We start from the raw sequence: 16,206 nt of genomic DNA, 5'->3' as shown, positions 1-16,206 counted from the left end.
CCGTTGGCCGCGTCTCCTTCTGCGGTCTTGACAGCATCGGATCAAGCTCAGAAGTGGTCAAACTGGAATAATCTATGTACAGATAGGCACGATCTATCTACGCGGGATCGTCGAGCCGTGCTCGTCTCCTAGCCGGGAGAGGGCAACGATCATCGCTACATCGCGCCTCCTAGCTTGATCTAGGAACAGTCAGCTCGACCCAGCGAGACATGAGGAGGCCGCATGCAGCAGGTACTCCTGTCCCCCGAGTTGCCCCTGGACCTAGTGGCCTTCGATGGGTTGCTCAGCACGTGGCGCCTGTTAGCGGCGCACACGGCATGCCTGCAATCTTCGCCTGGTTGAAGCAATACAGAGTTGCTCTTCAAGACTCGCTATTTCAGGGGGCTTTGAGATGAGTCTGCTTTGGGCTGGAACCGACGATGGATCGATATAACGGATTGAAGAGTGGCGGCGAGTTCGGGGGTGTGCACCATTTCGAGCAATGCACGCGATGACGGTGCCTCGAACGCATTTTTCCCAGCAACGAATCCGACATTTGAGTGCGACATTGGTCCATTGATTGCGATTGCGTGGAGATTTGGAATGTGCGCGAGTTGGCCGGCGAGAGATTGCGGAAGAACTGCCGAATATTTTCCTGTCGCCACGTGTGCCGATAGCACGTCAATTGAATCAGTGCGAATAGTCTGCGCGGTACATTGCATCAGCCTATCTTGAATGGGTTCAGGTACTGCCGAGTTCAGCACGCAGAGTTGTCTATTGAGAACATGGTCCCACGTTGTGCTTCGGGGTTGCTGTGTTCTCGCGGCGTGAAAAAGGAAAATGCGTTCACGGTACAGAAGGTGAGTATCGAAGTCTTCCCCTGGGATATCCTCCAAATGCATGAGTGCGATATCCAAATTGTTTTCTCGAATCGCCTGTAGCAGGGAAGAAGCGCCGGAAACCAGAACTGATTGTTGAAGTAAGGGTGTTTTTTCAGCAAGGGCGATGCTTAATGTGGGCGCTACACCGGCAGTTCCTGGGAGTATCCCTAGCCGGAATTGCCCCTCTATACCTCGCCGTAGTGCGGAGAGTTCTCGCTCCAGCCCTTTGCAGTCGTCATACATCTGCTGAGCCCAAGACAGTACGCGCATCCCTTCAGAAGTGAGGCCGTCATAGCGTCGGCCATGACGCACGATCTCGACACCCATGTCTTCCTCCAATTGCTTAATGCCCGCGGAGAGTGTCGGCTGAGAAACATTGCAGCTTTTGGCCGCGTTGCCAAAATGGCCTTCACGGTGCAAAGCAAGCAAGTATTCAAAGTTTCTTACGATCATATATTTTCTTCTGATAAAGTTGATTAGATTTTATACTTTCACGAAAAACCCTGCGCACGCTTCGATCCGCGTCCAACCTTGGGCACGTAGCTGGCACGCATGAAAGGCTGCCGCGCGCAGTGCCCATACAGTAGGTTCGACTCGTCATCGACGGTCAGCACCACAACGCACGGGACAGCCAATAGCGCGAACACAGGTGCTTTGCGCTGTGGGCGAGTCGTCCTCATGTAGCTTAGCAGTTGGCGCGTTCTGGAAGGGAGTAAGCGTGAGTGGTGAGGCACGCAACCGCAAAAGGCGGTGCTAAGCTCTTGAGCTGTTCGGGTCGTGGCCGTTGAAGCGGGGAGAGAATGGAGCCTGCCATGGCCGTTGTGGCGCAGCTGGGGAAATCCTGAAAAAGACTTCCTGATTTGGCAAAATCCCCGGACACCAATCGCCGAGCTTTTCGATGATGAAACAAATGACCTTCGCCGATGCCGAGTACGCCGGTAAGCGCAAGCAGACCCGCAAGGAGCTGTTCCTGATAGAGATGGATCGGGTCGTACCCTGGGAGGGTTTGATTGCTCTGATCAAACCTCATTACCCAAAGGGCGAAGGGGGCCGTCCAGCCTATCCGCTGATGGCGATGCTGCGGATTCATCTAATGCAGAACTGGTTCGGTTACAGCGATCCGGCGATGGAAGAGGCGCTGTACGAGACGACGATCCTGCGCCAGTTTTCCGGTCTGAGCCTGGAGCGAATCCCGGATGAAACCACCATCCTCAACTTCCGTCGCCTGCTGGAAAAGCATGAGTTGGCCACCGGTATTCTCGGCGTGATCAATGGCTATTTGGGCGACCGTGGCTTGTCACTGCGACAAGGCACCATCGTCGATGCCACTCTGATTCATGCGCCCAGTTCGACCAAGAACAAGGACGGCAAACGCGACCCGGAAATGCATCAGACCAAGAAGGGCAACCAGTATTACTTCGGTGCCAAAGCTCACATTGGTGTCGACGATGAGTCCGGGCTTGTGCACAGCGTGGTGGTCACTGCGGCCAACGTCGCGGACGTAACCCAAGTCGACAAACTGCTGCACGGTGGTGAGAACGTGGTCTGCGCTGATGCGGGCTATACCGGTGTAGAGAAGCGTGAAGAGCATGAGGGGCGCCAAGTCATCTGGCAGATTGCAGCCCGGCGCAGCACTTACAAAAAGCACGGTAACCGCAGCGCGTTATACAAAGCGATACGTAAGATCGAAAGAGCCAAGGCCCAGGTTCGCTCCAAGGTTGAGCATCCATTTCGGGTGATCAAGCGCCAGTTTGGTTATACGAAAGTGCGCTTCCGAGGCTTGGTGAAAAACACTGCTCAGATGGTGACGCTGTTCGCCCTGTCGAACATTTGGATGGCGCGTCGACATTTGCTCTCCAATGCAGGAGAGGTGCGTCCGTGAAGAGTGAAGTGACTGCTGCGAGGTGCTTGCAGCGGCAAAAAAGGCTGAAATAGACGGCAGGTTTGACCGGGATTTGAGCGGCTACCGTTTTTTGAAAGTGTCGATGGCGAAGTAGCCGGAAAACAGGGGCTACTTCAGACCATCCCTAGTACACCATGCCCCCAGCGTTTCCTTAGCTGCGATTGACGGGCATGCCTGGCGGTAGCTCAATAACAGCCATTTATGGATGAAGGAACGAGGGGAATAAGGCAGATGAAGATATTCACGATTGGATTCACTAAGACCTCCGCGCGGTCCTTCTTCACCAAGTTAAGTGCTTCTGGTGCCAAGCGCCTTGTCGATGTTCGCCTGAATAATGTTTCGCAATTGGCCGGGTTCGCTAAACGCGAGGATCTTCGATATTTTTCCGAGGCGTTGTGTGGGATGGAATATGAACATCTACCAGCACTTGCTCCAACCAAAGACATGTTCGAGGAATATAAAATAAAAGGGGGAGATTGGGATATCTACGCCAGTAAATTTCTGGATTTAATGTCGTCCCGAAAGATTGAGTCAATCGATAAAGAAAAGATTGATAACAGTTGCCTGCTTTGCAGCGAAGACAAGCCCCATCACTGCCATCGGAGGCTAGTGGCCGAGTACCTTGCAGGCAAATGGCCGAATGTTGAGATCGTGCATCTTTAGAGGGGCGACGTAGCTCCACGTTTCCAACGCCTCGTCTGGAGGGCTGAGAGAGACAAAGGCGCGTATCGGCGGGAGCCGGCGCCACACATTGGGCGTACAGAGCAACCTCGCCCGCCACGGCTCGATGTCAGCGCTCAACGAGGCGAGTGGCTCCAGGTGCATTGGCAGACGGGCCGCTGGCTGACGTCGTGGCGATCGGCGGATATGCACTGGGAAGCCCGCCCATGTGTTGGGCTATCATGTTGGCGACGCCTACGCCCAGGTGGGGCGCGGCAGGATCGCCGTCATTTACACCCCAGTTTGGTACTGCTATAGGTCTTCTGGAATAGCCGATACATCAGGACAAATTGAAGTAGCTCAATTAGGAGATATCTAATGTCAACCGGTATGTTTATTCTGCACTCCAACTATACGCCGGCGGGGGACCAGCCAGAGGCGATCGCGCGGCTGCTGTCGGACATAGAAGAAGGTGCGACGCACCAGACGCTGAAAGGTATCACCGGCTCAGGTAAGACCTTCACCATGGCCAATGTGATTCATCGTCTGAAGCGGCCCACGTTGATCTTGGCTCCCAACAAGACGTTGACCGCGCAGCTCTATAGTGAAATGAAGCACTTCTTTCCTGAGAATGCGGTCGAGTACTTCGTTTCGTATTACGACTATTTTCAGCCCGAGATCTATATGCCGGGCACCGATCGTTTCATACCGAAGGACTCGGCCATCAATGACCACCTTGAGCGCCTGCGCCTGTCCACGACCAAATCCTTGATTGAGCGTCGTGACGTGATCGTCGTCGCTTCGGTGTCTTCAATCTACGGCCTGGGTGATCCAGATGCATATCGAGCGCTACAGATCGCTCTGTCCCCTGGGGTCAAACTAAACCAGAGAGAGCTAATTCGTCGCTTGGCTTTGCTGCAATATGATCGCACGGAGCGTACGCTCAAGCGTGCAACGTTCCGCGTCCAAGGTGATGTGATTGACATTTTCCCCGCTGATTCCGAGTACAGGGCGGTTCGGGTGGAACTGTTGGATGACACTGTTGCGTCTGTCCAATGGATGGACCCTGTTACTGGCAAGACGTTGGGAGAGATAGACCATTATTTGGTTTCGCCAAAAACGCTTTTCGCACCGCCCACGAACAAAATAGATTCTGCATCCAAAAAGATACTCGCTGATATGGAAGAGCGGGTTGCCGAGCTGAACAGGAATAATCGCTTGGTCGAGGCAAACAGACTGTACGAGCGGATCACGCATGACGTGGAAATGATGCGCGAGGTCGGCTATTGCTCGGGGATGGAGAATTATTCCTGCTACTTCAGCGACCGAGACGCAGCTTCTCCTCCGATCACGTTGCTGGATTATTTGCCGAAAGACGGGCTGCTGTTCGTCGATGAATCTCATGTCATGGTGCCACAGATATCCGCAATGTACCGGGGGGATCAGGCGCGCAAGGACACGCTGATCGATTACGGGTTCCGTTTGCCTTCATCGAAGAACAACCGGCCATTGAACTTTGACGAGTTCGAGAAGGTCAAGCCTCAGACCATCTTTGTTTCCGCTACTCCGGGCGACTACGAGCTGAGGGTGTCGAAAGGCAGGGTTGTCGAACAGGTTATCAGGCCAACGGGACTGCTTGACCCCAAGGTTGAAGTGCGGAAAGCGGATGGATACATAGATGACCTGCTTGCCGAAATATCGAAGTGCGTGAAGAGAAAGAATCGAGTGCTTGTGACTACGCTGACGAAGGTCAGTGCAGAAGAGCTAACGGATTTCTTGACGGACAACGGGATTCGAGCGCGCTACATGCATTCGGACATAAAAGCGGAGGATCGTGTTGAGATCATCAATGGCCTGCGCGCAGGAGAGTTCGATGTTTTGATTGGGATTAGTCTTTTGCGCGAAGGGCTGGATATTCCAGAGGCATCATTGGTTGCCATTCTCGATGCAGACCGTGCAGGGTTCTTGCGTTCGGCCCATGCGCTCATTCAGATGATCGGTCGAGTCGCTCGGAATGAAAACGGCAAGGCGATCTTGTACGCCGACGCGGTGACGCCGGCGATGAAGCAGGCGATCGATGAGACCAATAGGCGCAGGCAGCTTCAAATTGCCTTTAACGAGGAAAATGGGATTTCTCCAGCCTCGTCTGTGCGAAAACTAGCAGGGGAAGAGACGAATACGGAGGAGCCCACCGTTCATTCCGAGGCTTTCTGCGAGAACTTGTCCGACCTTTGCGATCAGATCACTGCCAAGGAACAGCAGCTACTCGAATTTACCGATACCGGTGACGAGCAGCGCGTCGAAGACATTCGTCATCAGTTGGATGGGTTGTACCGGCAATTCATTTACATCTAATCGTTCGCCGGCATTGAGTTGCATGGCCGACCGATCTGCACCTGGGGCAAGCGGGCAGACGGTCGGCTCATCATTCAACCGGAGGGGTGAGCCGCCGAGGCTCAGTGCCCCGCTTTCCAAGGTGTGTGCCCTACAGCGTCTTGCGACGTGTCAGCGCAAAGCTGGCAACGATCCAACGGCGACCAGCATTTCATCAAATACCGCTCGAACCCTTCCCGGAATGGGGCCACGCTGAGGCCGATAGACGTACAACCCCCATGCCGGAGGTTCTTCGTTCTCCAGCACTCGCACGAGCTTCCCGCTGGCAATGTAGGGGGCGGCCATGTAGTCCGCCAGTTGCGCGAACGCGATCCCGGCCAGCGCCGCTCCCATTTCCATGTCGGCATTGTCTGCGACGAGAGTGGGTGCGGTAGGTGTCCACTGGCGTCCCGCCTTGAAGTGCCAAGGCCAGGGACGGCCGGTATTGATATCCAAGGCCACGGTAACTGGCAGGCTGCTTAGCGCATCGATGTTTGCAGGTACGCCCACTTTCTTGATCAGGCGCGGAGCGGCAACGATGGGGAGTCTCATGTCGGCGGCCTTGCGTGCGACGAAGCGGCTATCGCGCATGAATCCGACCCTGATCCCGACGTCAATCCCTTCGTCAACCGTATTGCTGATGCGATCGGACAGGCGCACATCCAGCGTGATGCCGGGATGGCGCGCGGCCACGCGCTCCAGTGCCGGTAGCACCGCTCTGGTGCCCAAGCTGTGCGGTGCGGTGATGCGAACCGTACCGGACAGAGAGGCCTGCTGGTCGGAGCCAGGCGTTCGCCACAGATCCTCGAACCGCTCCAATGCGGGGCGCACTTGGTCTAGCAGCCCTTCGCCGAAGGCGGTGATGCGCACCTGGCGCGTGCTTCGATGAAACAACACCTCGCCGTAGTGTTGCTCCAGTTGCTGGATGGCACGGGTTACACCTTGCGGAGAAGTCCCCAGCCGGACGGCCGCATCGCGAAAACTGCTGCTTTCGGCCGCCACCCGAAAGATGCGCAGTAGTTCCATTTCCTTGTTCATGACGCACGCCTTATGGCCGATTTCGCTGCTCGTTGATTGTTCCAGATTGTGGAATTATAAAATCGCAACAATTCCATATACAAGGGAGGCGCGGTTGCCCAGACTGACAACACCCCGGAATGCTCCGCTCCGAACAACCCAATAAGGAACGCGAATGAACGCTGCGACTCTCATCACTGCCTACTACGACGCCTTCAACCGCGGTGACCGCGAGGCCATGCTGTCAATGTTGACCGATGACGTCGCGCACGACTTGAACCAGGGCGCTCGTGAGGTCGGTCGCGAAGCCTTCCGCGCCTTCCTGCAGCGCATGGACCGCTGCTATGGCGAGCAACTGCGCGGGATCGTGGTGATGGTCAGCGCCGACGGCCTGTGTGCAGGCGCGGAGTACGTGGTGCATGGCGAATACAAGGTCACGGACGACGGGCTGCCGGAAGCCCAGGGCCAGCGCTACGTGCTGCCGGGCGGCGCGTTCTTCGAGATCCGCGATGGCAAGATCGCTCGTGTCACCAACTACTACAACCTCGGCGACTGGATCGCACAGGTTGGAGGGGACGCCTGAAATGACCAGCGACGTGCAGGTGCTGGTTCATCGTGGTCCGGACATTGCCGAATGGTTCGATGCCGTGGCAGGCCTGCGGGCGAGCGTCTTCCGCAGCTTTCCTTACCTGTACGAGGGCGACACCGAATACGAGAAGCACTACCTCGCTATGTACGCCCGTTCGGCAGACAGCCTGCTGGTACTCGCGCTCGCTGATGACGTGGTCGTGGGTGCGTCCACGGGATTGCCGCTCGGCGATGCGGAGCCGGCCTTCCAGGTGCCGTTCGCCGATCGAGGAATCCCGATGGAGGCAGTGTTTTACTGCGGCGAATCAGTCCTGCTCCCGGCCTTCCGGGGCCTTGGCCTGGGCCATCGCTTCTTTGACGAACGCGAAGCGCATGCCCGTTCGTTGGGCGGCATGCAGTGGACATCGTTCGCGTCGGTGGATCGAGCAGACGACGATCCCCGGCGTCCTTCCAACTACCGCAGTAATGATCCCTTCTGGATCCGTCGTGGCTACGTGCGGCAGTCGGACATGAAGGTTACGCTGCCCTGGAAACAGGTGGGTGAGCCGAGCGAAACCGAGCAGACGCTCACGATGTGGCTGCGCTCCCTGGAGAACGCGAAATGAAAGTAGCAGTTGCGAAATACGCAGTGGGTCAGCCCACGGGCTTCGAGGCATTCGCAGCGCGGCAGCGGCGGGTTCTGGAGGAGGCGAGCCGTGCCGGAGCGGAACTGGCCGTGTTGCCAGAATATCTGTCCCTCGAACTGGCTGCGATGTTCGAGCCTGGCATCCGCCAGGATTTCAACGCCTCGCTGGCCGCGCTGCAGGCCTTGCAGCCTGCGTGGCTGGCCCTGTACACCGACCTGGCGCGCGAGCTGCGCATGACCATTCAGGCCGGTACGTTCTTGACCCGGGTTGGACCGGATCGCTATCGCAACCGGGCGTGGTGGTTTGCGCCGGACGGCACGCGTGACTACCAGGACAAATTGCAGTTGACGGGGTTCGAGAAAGACACTGGCGTCATCGAGGGGGGCGACGAACTCAAAGTGTTCGACCTGAATGGCGTGCGTGCCGGCATCGCTGTCTGCTACGACAGTGAGTTTCCATTGCCCGTGCGAGCCCAGCGAGAGGCGGGTGCACGCCTGCTGTTGGTCCCGAGCTGTACGGACACGAGGGCAGGTGCAACCCGGGTTCGTGTGGGCTGCATGGCGCGGGCACTGGAGAACCGGATGTTCGTCGCACAGGCCGTGACGACCGGAGCTGCTGACTGGAGTCCGGCGCTGGACACGAACACTGGCGAGGCCACGATCTATGCACCCATGGATCGTGGATTCCCCGAGGATGGCATTCTCGCGACTACTTGCGGCACGCAGACATGGGCGATCGGTGATCTTGACGTTGAAGCACTCGAACGAAACCAAGAACAGGCCCAGGTTGCGGTCGATCGTGACTGGGACGGACAGATGTTGCCTGCACTGCGGAAAGCTCGACACTCGGGTCATCAGGTCGCCTAGCCGGTCTCATCTTGATAGCTTCAACTCGATGAGTCGGCTTAGATAGGTCATATCTATCTGCGCATAGATTTTTCCAGTTTGACCAGTTTTGAACTTGCCCCGATGCTGTCGATACATGCAAGAAATATTCATTGATTTGAATGTTTTGCGCTTCTTGGGAACAAACCTGTACTAGCCTGTAAGAGTGCTCGAAGAGCACAGAATTTCTGGCAAAGTTCGGCCGCATATACTATGGGGGAGTATTGTATAATGCGGCGGTGTACCCAAGTAGAGAGGTGTTCGATGCCACACAGTCCGGAAGAAAAGAAGCAAGCACTGACGCGCATCCGGCGCATCAAAGGTCAGGTAGCGACTCTTGAGCAAGCGCTTGATGCAGGTGCGGAATGCCCTGCAATTCTTCAGCAGCTTGCGGCCGTTCGTGGGGCAGTCAACGGATTGATGGCAACCGTTCTGGAGAGCTATCTGCGGGAAGAATTTCCCAGTAGCGAAATCAGGAGCGATTCGCAGAACAAGTCCATTGACGAGACCATCTCTATCGTCCGCTCCTATCTGCGATAGAGGCACCAGGGTGCCCTCGGTGAGGGCAAATTTAGTTAGCTAGTAAAGGAAGCGACATCATGAAATCACGTGCAGCAGTTGCCTTCGGGCCAGGAAAGCCGCTGGAAATCGTCGAGATCGACGTCGAGCCGCCGCGCAAGGGCGAGGTGCTCATCAAGATCACGAATACCGGCGTTTGCCATACCGACGCCTTCACCCTGTCGGGCGACGACCCCGAAGGTCTCTTCCCGGTCGTGCTGGGTCATGAAGGTGCGGGTATCGTCGTGGAGGTGGGTGAAGGTGTGACCAGCGTGAAGCCTGGCGATCACGTCATTCCGCTCTACACCGCCGAATGCGGCGAGTGCCTGTTCTGCAAGTCCGGCAAGACCAACCTGTGTGTCGCGGTTCGCGCAACCCAGGGCAAGGGGCTGATGCCCGATGGTACGACTCGCTTCTCGTACAACGGTCAGCCGCTTTACCACTACATGGGCTGCTCGACCTTCAGCGAATACACGGTCGTCGCCGAAGTCTCGCTGGCCAAGATCAACCCGGACGCCAACCCCGAGCACGTCTGCCTGCTGGGCTGCGGCGTGACCACCGGCATCGGCGCCGTGCACAACACGGCCAAGGTACAGCCCGGCGACTCGGTGGCCATCTTCGGCCTCGGCGGCATCGGTCTCGCTGCGATTCAAGGTGCACGCCAGGCCAAAGCGGGCCGCATCATCGCCATCGATACCAATCCGGCGAAGTTCGAACTGGCTCGTACCTTCGGCGCGACCGAATGTCTCAACCCGAAGGACTTCGACAAGCCGATTCACGAGGTTCTGATCGAGATGACTGGCTGGGGTGTCGATCACACCTTCGAGTGCATCGGCAACGTTAACGTGATGCGTTCGGCTCTGGAAGCTGCCCACCGCGGCTGGGGCCAGTCGATCGTCATCGGCGTCGCCGGGGCCGGCAAGGAAATCTCGACCCGTCCGTTCCAGTTGGTCACCGGCCGGACCTGGAAGGGGTCGGCTTTCGGCGGGGTCAAGGGGCGCACCCAACTCCCGGGCATGGTGGAAGACGCAATGAAAGGCGAGATCGATCTCGCCCCGTTCGTCACTCACACCATGGGTCTCGACGAGATCAACCACGCCTTCGACCTGATGCATGAAGGCAAGTCGATTCGCACGGTGATCCACTACTGATCACTCACTATCCATTCAACACCAACCACCAAGGAAATTAACCATGTCCAATCCTGTCATTTCCGGCGACGGCATCTTCTCGCACGTCTTCATCGGCGCCGCCGACGTCCAGAAGTCGGCCGCGTTCTATGACGCCGCTCTGGGTGCTCTCGGCATCAAGAACCTCGGTCCTTTCGGCAACGGATGGGTGCTTTTCGGTCGCGAAAAGCCGGCTTTCATCATCGCCCGTCCGGGCAATGGTGAAGCGCCTTCCAGCAACGGCGTGACGGTCGGCTTTGCGGCCGCCACTCCCGCCGAAGTGGATGCCTTCCACGCCGCCGGCCTTGCCGCAGGCGGCACCGACGAGGGCCAGCCTGGCCCGCGTGGCCACCTGCCGGGTGCCTATGCGGCCTACCTGCGTGATCCGGCGGGCAACAAGGTTTGCTCGTACACCTTCGTCTGAAAGCTAGGAAGCTGAGGGCGTTCTGAAAGGGCCAGCACAAGCCTCTACACGGCGAGCCTATTAGACGGACCGTGTAGAGCGGTGCCCGCTCATGAAGATCGGCCCGCAGCCATGTGCGAAACGCATGGCTGCGGGCATTTGCTTTGAAGCGTGTTTTTCAACCAAGAAGAAATGAGGTCGTTATGAAAGAGCCGGCCAACATCAATACGACGACCGTACAACCCACCCCGACCGCCACCGTGTACGGCATGCCGGCCTATACCGATCGTGCTGCCGCCGTGGGTGAAGTGCACGCGCGCCCGCATCTCTTGATTCAGGCCCCCCGCGGCATATTGCAGCTCGCTTTCATGACCGAAGGCGACCAGGCCAGGGATCAGATGGCGATGAGCGAGTTGTCTCATCGCTTCGGCGTTGCCGAACCCGACCATACTACGCCGCTCCACGGCGTGACATGGGATGAAGGAGACCTGCACTGCGAAAAGCACACCGAGTTCTCGACGTATCTCTGGTGCGCTTCGCTGGATTCCGAGACGGGAGAGCCGTGCGGCGAAAATCCGTTCAAGCATGGATTTGTTCCTCCCGGCCCGGTCGTATCCGGCATCCGTTTGAGACTTCTTCCGTGGACGCCGGAAACGGAGAAGGAGGTCGATCGCTTCGATCCTGCCAGCCTGTGCTACTCGCTGGTGGAGAACGGCTCTGCCGCCATCCTGACCGACTTTCGACAGGATGAGGATGGCCTGACGCAGATCCTCGTCCTGGCCCGCGATTTGACCCCGGCGCGGGCGGGTGCGCTGGCTCAACGTCTGCTGGAGATCGAGACTTACCGCACCTTGGCGTTGCTGTCCCTGCCGTTGACACGATCGATGACGTCGGAACTGCGACGCATGGAGTCGCGCCTTGCGGCGATCACCGACGAGATGTGTACGAGCTTGGTGGAACGGCGCGACAGCGACGTGCTGCTGTCCGAATTGACCGGCCTGGCTGCCGAGCTGGAAGCTGGCGTTGCGGCGAATCTCTATCGCTTCGGCGCCAGCCGTGCCTACTACGAGATCGTCGAGGAAAGGCTGGCAGCGCTTTCGGAAGAGGCCGTATCCGGGTACTGCACCTGGGCGGATTTCCTGCAGCGTCGCATCGCTCCCGCCATGCGGACATGCCAATCCGTAAAGGAGCGCCAGACCAAGCTCTCCGACAAGCTGACCCGGGCCATCGCGTTGCTGCGTTCCTGGATCGACGTCGAGCTTGAACGCCAGAACCGCGATCTGCTTGCGTCGATGAACAACCGGGCCAAGATGCAATTGCGCCTTCAGCAAACCGTCGAAGGCCTGTCGGTCGCGGCAATTTCTTATTACGTCGTGAGTCTTCTCGGCTATTTGCTCAAGGGCATTCCGATGGTTCACGACAGCGTGGCGCCGGTGATGGCGGTTCTGGTGCCTGCGGTGATGCTGACGATCTGGTGGATCGTGCGCAGGATCAGACACGCCCACGGCGACACGGCAGCGGAAGAGAAATCTTCCTGACGAGCTGCCGTCCTGGCGCGCGAGAGCTGCGCCGTTCCTTTGAACATAGGAGAACACCATGGAACGCATCGAACATCACGCCAGCTTTGATGGTTGGCAGGACGTTTATCAGCATGAATCCACGACGCTCGGTTGCACGATGAAAGTCGGCGTCTATCTGCCTCCGCAGGCACAGCACGGCAAGGTGCCGGTGCTGTACTGGCTTTCAGGCCTCACCTGCACCGAGCAGAACTTCATCACCAAGTCCGCCGTCCAGCGCTACGCAGCCGAACATGGCATTGCCGTCGTCGCGCCCGATAGCAGCGCTCGCGGCGAAGGCGTTGCCGACGATCCCGCCTATGACCTCGGACAGGGGGCAGGTTTCTACGTCAACGCCACGCAGGAACCCTGGGCTGCGAATCATCGGATGTATGACTACGTGGTGCAGGAACTACCGGCGCTGATCGAGGCCCACTTTCCCGTGACAGCGGAGCGGAGCATCAGCGGCCATTCCATGGGGGGACACGGTGCTCTGGTCATCGCCCTGCGCAACCCGGGCCGTTATCGAAGCGTCTCGGCCTTCTCGCCCATCGTCGCGCCCACCCAGGTTCCCTGGGGACACAAGGCCTTCGAGGCGTACCTGGGCAGCGACCGGGAGGCGTGGAAGCAGTACGACACCGTGGAGCTGATTCGCACCGTGCAGGAGCGTCTGCCGCTGCTGGTGGATCAGGGTTTGGGCGACGAGTTCCTGGAGAGTCAGCTTCAGCCCGATCTGCTGCGCAAGGCCTGCGACGAGACGGGGCACCCGCTCACGTTGAATCTGCGCCCAGGCTACGACCACAGCTACTACTTCATTGCCAGTTTCATTGGCGAGCATATGGCACACCACGCATCGGCGCTGAAACGCTGAGAGAGAGGAGATCAGGTCATGACAAAGACCTCCAAAAACCGACATCACGTCGTCATTATCGGAGCGGGCTTCGGCGGGATCGAGGTTGCCAACCAGCTTGCTGGTGCCGAGGTCGATGTGACGATCATCGACCGGCGCAATCATCACCTGTTCCAGCCGCTGCTTTACCAGGTCGCAGGGGCATCTCTCTCGACATCCGAGATCGCCTGGCCTATTCGCTATCTATTCCGAAATCGCCCGGAAGTGAACACCTTGATGGCGGAAGTGGAAGGTATCGACCAGGACGCGCGTCAGGTCATTCTCAACAATGGCTCGCGCCAAACCTACGACACGCTCGTACTCGCGACAGGTGCTACCCATGCCTATTTCGGACACGACGAATGGGGGGCTTTCGCGCCGGGGTTGAAGACGCTGGAAGATGCCACGACCATTCGAGGCCGAATCCTCGCGGCTTTCGAGGAGGCCGAGCGCACGAGCGATCCTCAGCAGCGTGCCGCGCTGCAGACGTTCGTCATCATCGGTGGTGGTCCCACCGGGGTTGAATTGGCCGGGACCATCGCCGAGCTTGCACGAGACACGCTGGCGCGTGACTTCCGCTCGATCGACCCGAGCACGTCCCGGGTTGTACTGATCGAGGCGGGCCCGCGTCTGTTGTCCGTCTTTCCAGAGGATCTTTCGGCCTATACGCGCCAGGCACTCGAAAAGCTCGGGGTCGAGGTCGTGCTGGGTACGCCGGTCACCGAATGCTCGGCCGACGGCGTGGTGTATGGCGGCAAGCCTCTTTCGGCCAAGACCATCGTTTGGGCCGCCGGCGTCCAGGCGTCTCCCGCGGCTCGCTGGTTGGGTGCTGCGTCTGATCGTGCGGGTCGAGTGGTCGTTGGTCCCGACCTGACGGTGGCCGGTCGCCCGGAGGTCTTCGCCATCGGCGATACCGCCTCGTGCACCATGGCTGATGGGAAGCCCGTACCGGGCATCGCCCCCGCCGCCAAACAGCAAGGCAAGTACGTCGCCAACCTCATTGGACGGCGTTTGAAAGGCAAGCCCGCTGACGGGCCTTTCAAATACCGGCATCAGGGGAACCTGGCCACCATCGGCCGCAGCCTGGCCGTAATTGACATGGGGCGGGTTAAGCTGCGTGGAGCCTTTGCGTGGTGGATCTGGAAGCTCGCGCATATCTACTTTCTGATCGGTACGCGAAATCGTCTCAGCGTCGCGTTGAGCTGGGTATGGAACCATAGCATCGGCTACCGCGGCTCTCGCATCATCATGCATGCGATTAGCGACAAAGAGCCCACGGCGTTGGATAAATCCGGCTCTCTGGATTGAGGTGCACACCTTATCGGAACGTCAACTATCAGAAATACCAGGGAGAGGAACTTGACCGATCTATTCACGACAAAGCCCAAGCCTCCCTTGGCCGAACTCCTGCGGCCCAAGACGCTGGATGAATTCGTCGGGCAACGGCACTTGCTCGGCCCCGGCAAGCCGCTTCGTCTCGCGTTCGAGGCGGGCAAGTTGCACTCGTTCATCCTCTGGGGGCCGCCAGGCGTGGGCAAGACCACCCTGGGGCGCCTGGCCGCCAGTGCGACCGACAGCCGATTCATCGCCATCTCGGCCGTGCTTGCCGGGGTGAAGGACATCCGGCAAGCCATCGACGAGGCCCAGGCAGAACTGGGCAACCATGGTCGATCGACGGTGCTTTTCGTCGATGAGATCCATCGCTTCAACAAGGCGCAGCAGGATGCCCTACTGCCCCATGTCGAGTCGGGGCTCCTGACCCTGGTGGGGGGAACGACCGAGCATCCGGGGCTGGCGGTCAATTCCGCTCTGCTCTCACGCGCGCAGGTCTATACCCTCGAACCGCTGTCCGGCGACGAACTGAACCAGCTCTACGAACGCGCACTGCCGCATCTCCAGGGCGTCACGTTGGACGCGGACGCGCTGGATCTGCTCAAGGGCTTTGCCGATGGCGATGGCAGGCGCTTCCTCAATCTGCTTGAGCAGGTGACGAATGCTGCGTCGGGCGCGGGCAAGGCCGTGGTCGATGGCGAGTTTGCCAAACTGTCCACCAGCCCATCACTGCGCAGGTTCGACAAGGGCGGCGACGAGTTCTACTGGCAGCTCTCCGCCTTCCACAAGTCGCTGCGGGGCTCCGACCCCGACGCGGCCCTGTACTGGCTGGCCCGCATCCTCGACGGCAGCGGCGACGTCAGCCAGGTGACGCGCCGCATGATCGTGGTGGCCAGCGAAGACATCGGCAATGCCGACCCGCAGGCGCTGCAACTGGCGCTCAATGCCGCGCTGGCTTATGAGAGGCTGGGTTCCCCCGAAGGCGAAATACCGATTGCCCACGCGGCGACCTACCTTGCTGCCGCCCCCAAGTCGAACGCTGCCTATGCCGCCTGGAACAAGGCGAAGGCCTTCGTCAAGAACAGCGGCTCCCTGCCTGTGCCTCTCCATCTTCGCAATGCGCCGACGAAGCTGATGCAGCAGATGGGGTATCACGAAGGCTACCGCTATGCCCATGACGAGCCCAACGGCTATGCCGCTGGGCAAAGCTACTTTCCCGAGGGCGTGGCGCGGCCGGGCTGGTATCAGCCAACGGACAGAGGTGTTGAGCGCAGGCTGGGAGAAAGGCTTACTTGGCTGCGCTCGCTGGATGATGGGACGCTGCCAGAGGCGGACGCCTGACCGGTCGCCTCCGAAACCGGCTCATCGCGACTTCACGAACTACAGGA

The 16,206-nt window shown here is 58.8% G+C and carries 15 protein-coding genes; 13 read left to right on the top strand and 2 right to left on the bottom strand.

Annotated elements, in window-relative coordinates; translation table 11 throughout:
* Nucleotides 1-371: 371 nt before the first annotated feature.
* Entirely contained in the window at nt 372-1,313 is a 942-nt protein-coding gene (locus tag ACEU5R_RS26075) for a LysR family transcriptional regulator (RefSeq protein WP_028698648.1), read from the bottom strand.
* A 448-nt stretch (nt 1,314-1,761) separates the two neighbouring features.
* Here ACEU5R_RS26075 and ACEU5R_RS26070 point away from each other — a divergent pair, with 448 nt between their 5' ends.
* The 3 genes from ACEU5R_RS26070 to uvrB all read left to right on the top strand — a co-directional run bounded on the left by ACEU5R_RS26070 (nt 1,762) and on the right by uvrB (nt 5,778).
* On the top strand, nt 1,762-2,742 hold the full coding sequence (locus ACEU5R_RS26070; protein WP_024086516.1) for an IS5-like element ISPa26 family transposase: 981 nt from the start codon (nt 1,762-1,764) through the stop codon (nt 2,740-2,742).
* Nucleotides 2,743-2,994: 252 nt separating this feature from the next.
* Entirely contained in the window at nt 2,995-3,426 is a 432-nt protein-coding gene (locus ACEU5R_RS26065; protein WP_023835768.1) for a DUF488 family protein, read from the top strand.
* 375 nt (nt 3,427-3,801) lie between these two features.
* Entirely contained in the window at nt 3,802-5,778 is a 1,977-nt protein-coding gene (gene uvrB, locus ACEU5R_RS26060; protein ID WP_028690943.1) for an excinuclease ABC subunit UvrB, read from the top strand.
* 150 nt (nt 5,779-5,928) lie between these two features.
* Here the strand turns inward: uvrB and ACEU5R_RS26055 are convergent, their stop codons facing one another.
* Nucleotides 5,929-6,834: a LysR family transcriptional regulator gene (locus tag ACEU5R_RS26055; RefSeq protein WP_023103881.1), complete on the bottom strand. Its 906-nt coding sequence runs from the start codon at nt 6,832-6,834 to the stop codon at nt 5,929-5,931.
* Nucleotides 6,835-6,988: 154 nt separating this feature from the next.
* Here ACEU5R_RS26055 and ACEU5R_RS26050 point away from each other — a divergent pair, with 154 nt between their 5' ends.
* The 10 genes from ACEU5R_RS26050 (at nt 6,989) to ACEU5R_RS26005 (ending at nt 16,159) form a co-directional block, all read left to right on the top strand.
* Nucleotides 6,989-7,396: a ketosteroid isomerase-related protein gene (locus ACEU5R_RS26050; protein WP_023103882.1), complete on the top strand. Its 408-nt coding sequence runs from the start codon at nt 6,989-6,991 to the stop codon at nt 7,394-7,396.
* Nucleotide 7,397: 1 nt separating this feature from the next.
* A complete protein-coding gene (locus ACEU5R_RS26045) occupies nt 7,398-8,006 on the top strand; it encodes a GNAT family N-acetyltransferase (protein WP_028690944.1) in 609 nt (202 codons plus the stop codon).
* On the top strand, nt 8,003-8,893 hold the full coding sequence (locus ACEU5R_RS26040; RefSeq protein ID WP_028690945.1) for a carbon-nitrogen hydrolase family protein: 891 nt from the start codon (nt 8,003-8,005) through the stop codon (nt 8,891-8,893). Before ACEU5R_RS26045 ends, ACEU5R_RS26040 begins: the two co-directional genes overlap by 4 nt.
* A 282-nt stretch (nt 8,894-9,175) precedes the next feature.
* Complete coding sequence (gene frmR / locus ACEU5R_RS26035) at nt 9,176-9,451, top strand: formaldehyde-responsive transcriptional repressor FrmR (RefSeq protein WP_007182548.1); 276 nt, start codon at nt 9,176-9,178, stop codon at nt 9,449-9,451.
* Between the two features lie 59 nt (nt 9,452-9,510).
* Nucleotides 9,511-10,620, top strand: coding sequence for an S-(hydroxymethyl)glutathione dehydrogenase/class III alcohol dehydrogenase (locus tag ACEU5R_RS26030; protein ID WP_011871467.1), 1,110 nt, complete (start codon nt 9,511-9,513; stop codon nt 10,618-10,620).
* 43 nt (nt 10,621-10,663) lie between these two features.
* Entirely contained in the window at nt 10,664-11,062 is a 399-nt protein-coding gene (locus tag ACEU5R_RS26025) for a VOC family protein (RefSeq protein ID WP_023103885.1), read from the top strand.
* Nucleotides 11,063-11,244: 182 nt separating this feature from the next.
* Nucleotides 11,245-12,579, top strand: a complete 1,335-nt coding sequence (locus tag ACEU5R_RS26020; protein ID WP_023464791.1) for a DUF3422 family protein — start codon at nt 11,245-11,247, stop codon at nt 12,577-12,579.
* Nucleotides 12,580-12,637: 58 nt separating this feature from the next.
* Nucleotides 12,638-13,468, top strand: a complete 831-nt coding sequence (gene fghA, locus ACEU5R_RS26015) for an S-formylglutathione hydrolase (RefSeq protein WP_023464790.1) — start codon at nt 12,638-12,640, stop codon at nt 13,466-13,468.
* Between the two features lie 18 nt (nt 13,469-13,486).
* Complete coding sequence (locus ACEU5R_RS26010; protein WP_028690947.1) at nt 13,487-14,794, top strand: NAD(P)/FAD-dependent oxidoreductase; 1,308 nt, start codon at nt 13,487-13,489, stop codon at nt 14,792-14,794.
* A gap of 51 nt (nt 14,795-14,845) precedes the next feature.
* The gene (locus ACEU5R_RS26005) at nt 14,846-16,159 is read left to right on the top strand and encodes a replication-associated recombination protein A (RefSeq protein ID WP_028690948.1); all 1,314 of its coding nucleotides are present in this window, start codon (nt 14,846-14,848) and stop codon (nt 16,157-16,159) included.
* The last annotated feature ends 47 nt before the right edge of the window (nt 16,160-16,206 follow it).

Origin of the sequence: Achromobacter sp. 413638 (assembly GCF_043119405.1) — a bacterium.
Taxonomy (GTDB): Bacteria; Pseudomonadota; Gammaproteobacteria; order Burkholderiales; family Burkholderiaceae_B; genus Achromobacter.
This window is presented reverse-complemented; position numbering and strand designations above follow the sequence as displayed.

Bases quoted from the DNA above. Each gene is read 5' to 3' on its own strand.
- ACEU5R_RS26010 (WP_028690947.1), top strand. From the start codon at position 13,487: ATGACAAAGACCTCCAAAAACCGACATCACGTCGTCATTATCGGAGCG.
- ACEU5R_RS26040 (WP_028690945.1), top strand. From the start codon at position 8,003: ATGAAAGTAGCAGTTGCGAAATACGCAGTGGGTCAGCCCACGGGCTTC.
- uvrB (WP_028690943.1), top strand. From the start codon at position 3,802: ATGTCAACCGGTATGTTTATTCTGCACTCCAACTATACGCCGGCGGGG.
- ACEU5R_RS26030 (WP_011871467.1), top strand. From the start codon at position 9,511: ATGAAATCACGTGCAGCAGTTGCCTTCGGGCCAGGAAAGCCGCTGGAA.
- ACEU5R_RS26045 (WP_028690944.1), top strand. From the start codon at position 7,398: ATGACCAGCGACGTGCAGGTGCTGGTTCATCGTGGTCCGGACATTGCC.
- ACEU5R_RS26055 (WP_023103881.1), bottom strand. From the start codon at position 6,834: ATGAACAAGGAAATGGAACTACTGCGCATCTTTCGGGTGGCGGCCGAA.
- ACEU5R_RS26050 (WP_023103882.1), top strand. From the start codon at position 6,989: ATGAACGCTGCGACTCTCATCACTGCCTACTACGACGCCTTCAACCGC.
- frmR (WP_007182548.1), top strand. From the start codon at position 9,176: ATGCCACACAGTCCGGAAGAAAAGAAGCAAGCACTGACGCGCATCCGG.
- ACEU5R_RS26075 (WP_028698648.1), bottom strand. From the start codon at position 1,313: ATGATCGTAAGAAACTTTGAATACTTGCTTGCTTTGCACCGTGAAGGC.
- ACEU5R_RS26025 (WP_023103885.1), top strand. From the start codon at position 10,664: ATGTCCAATCCTGTCATTTCCGGCGACGGCATCTTCTCGCACGTCTTC.
- ACEU5R_RS26020 (WP_023464791.1), top strand. From the start codon at position 11,245: ATGAAAGAGCCGGCCAACATCAATACGACGACCGTACAACCCACCCCG.
- ACEU5R_RS26065 (WP_023835768.1), top strand. From the start codon at position 2,995: ATGAAGATATTCACGATTGGATTCACTAAGACCTCCGCGCGGTCCTTC.
- ACEU5R_RS26070 (WP_024086516.1), top strand. From the start codon at position 1,762: ATGAAACAAATGACCTTCGCCGATGCCGAGTACGCCGGTAAGCGCAAG.
- fghA (WP_023464790.1), top strand. From the start codon at position 12,638: ATGGAACGCATCGAACATCACGCCAGCTTTGATGGTTGGCAGGACGTT.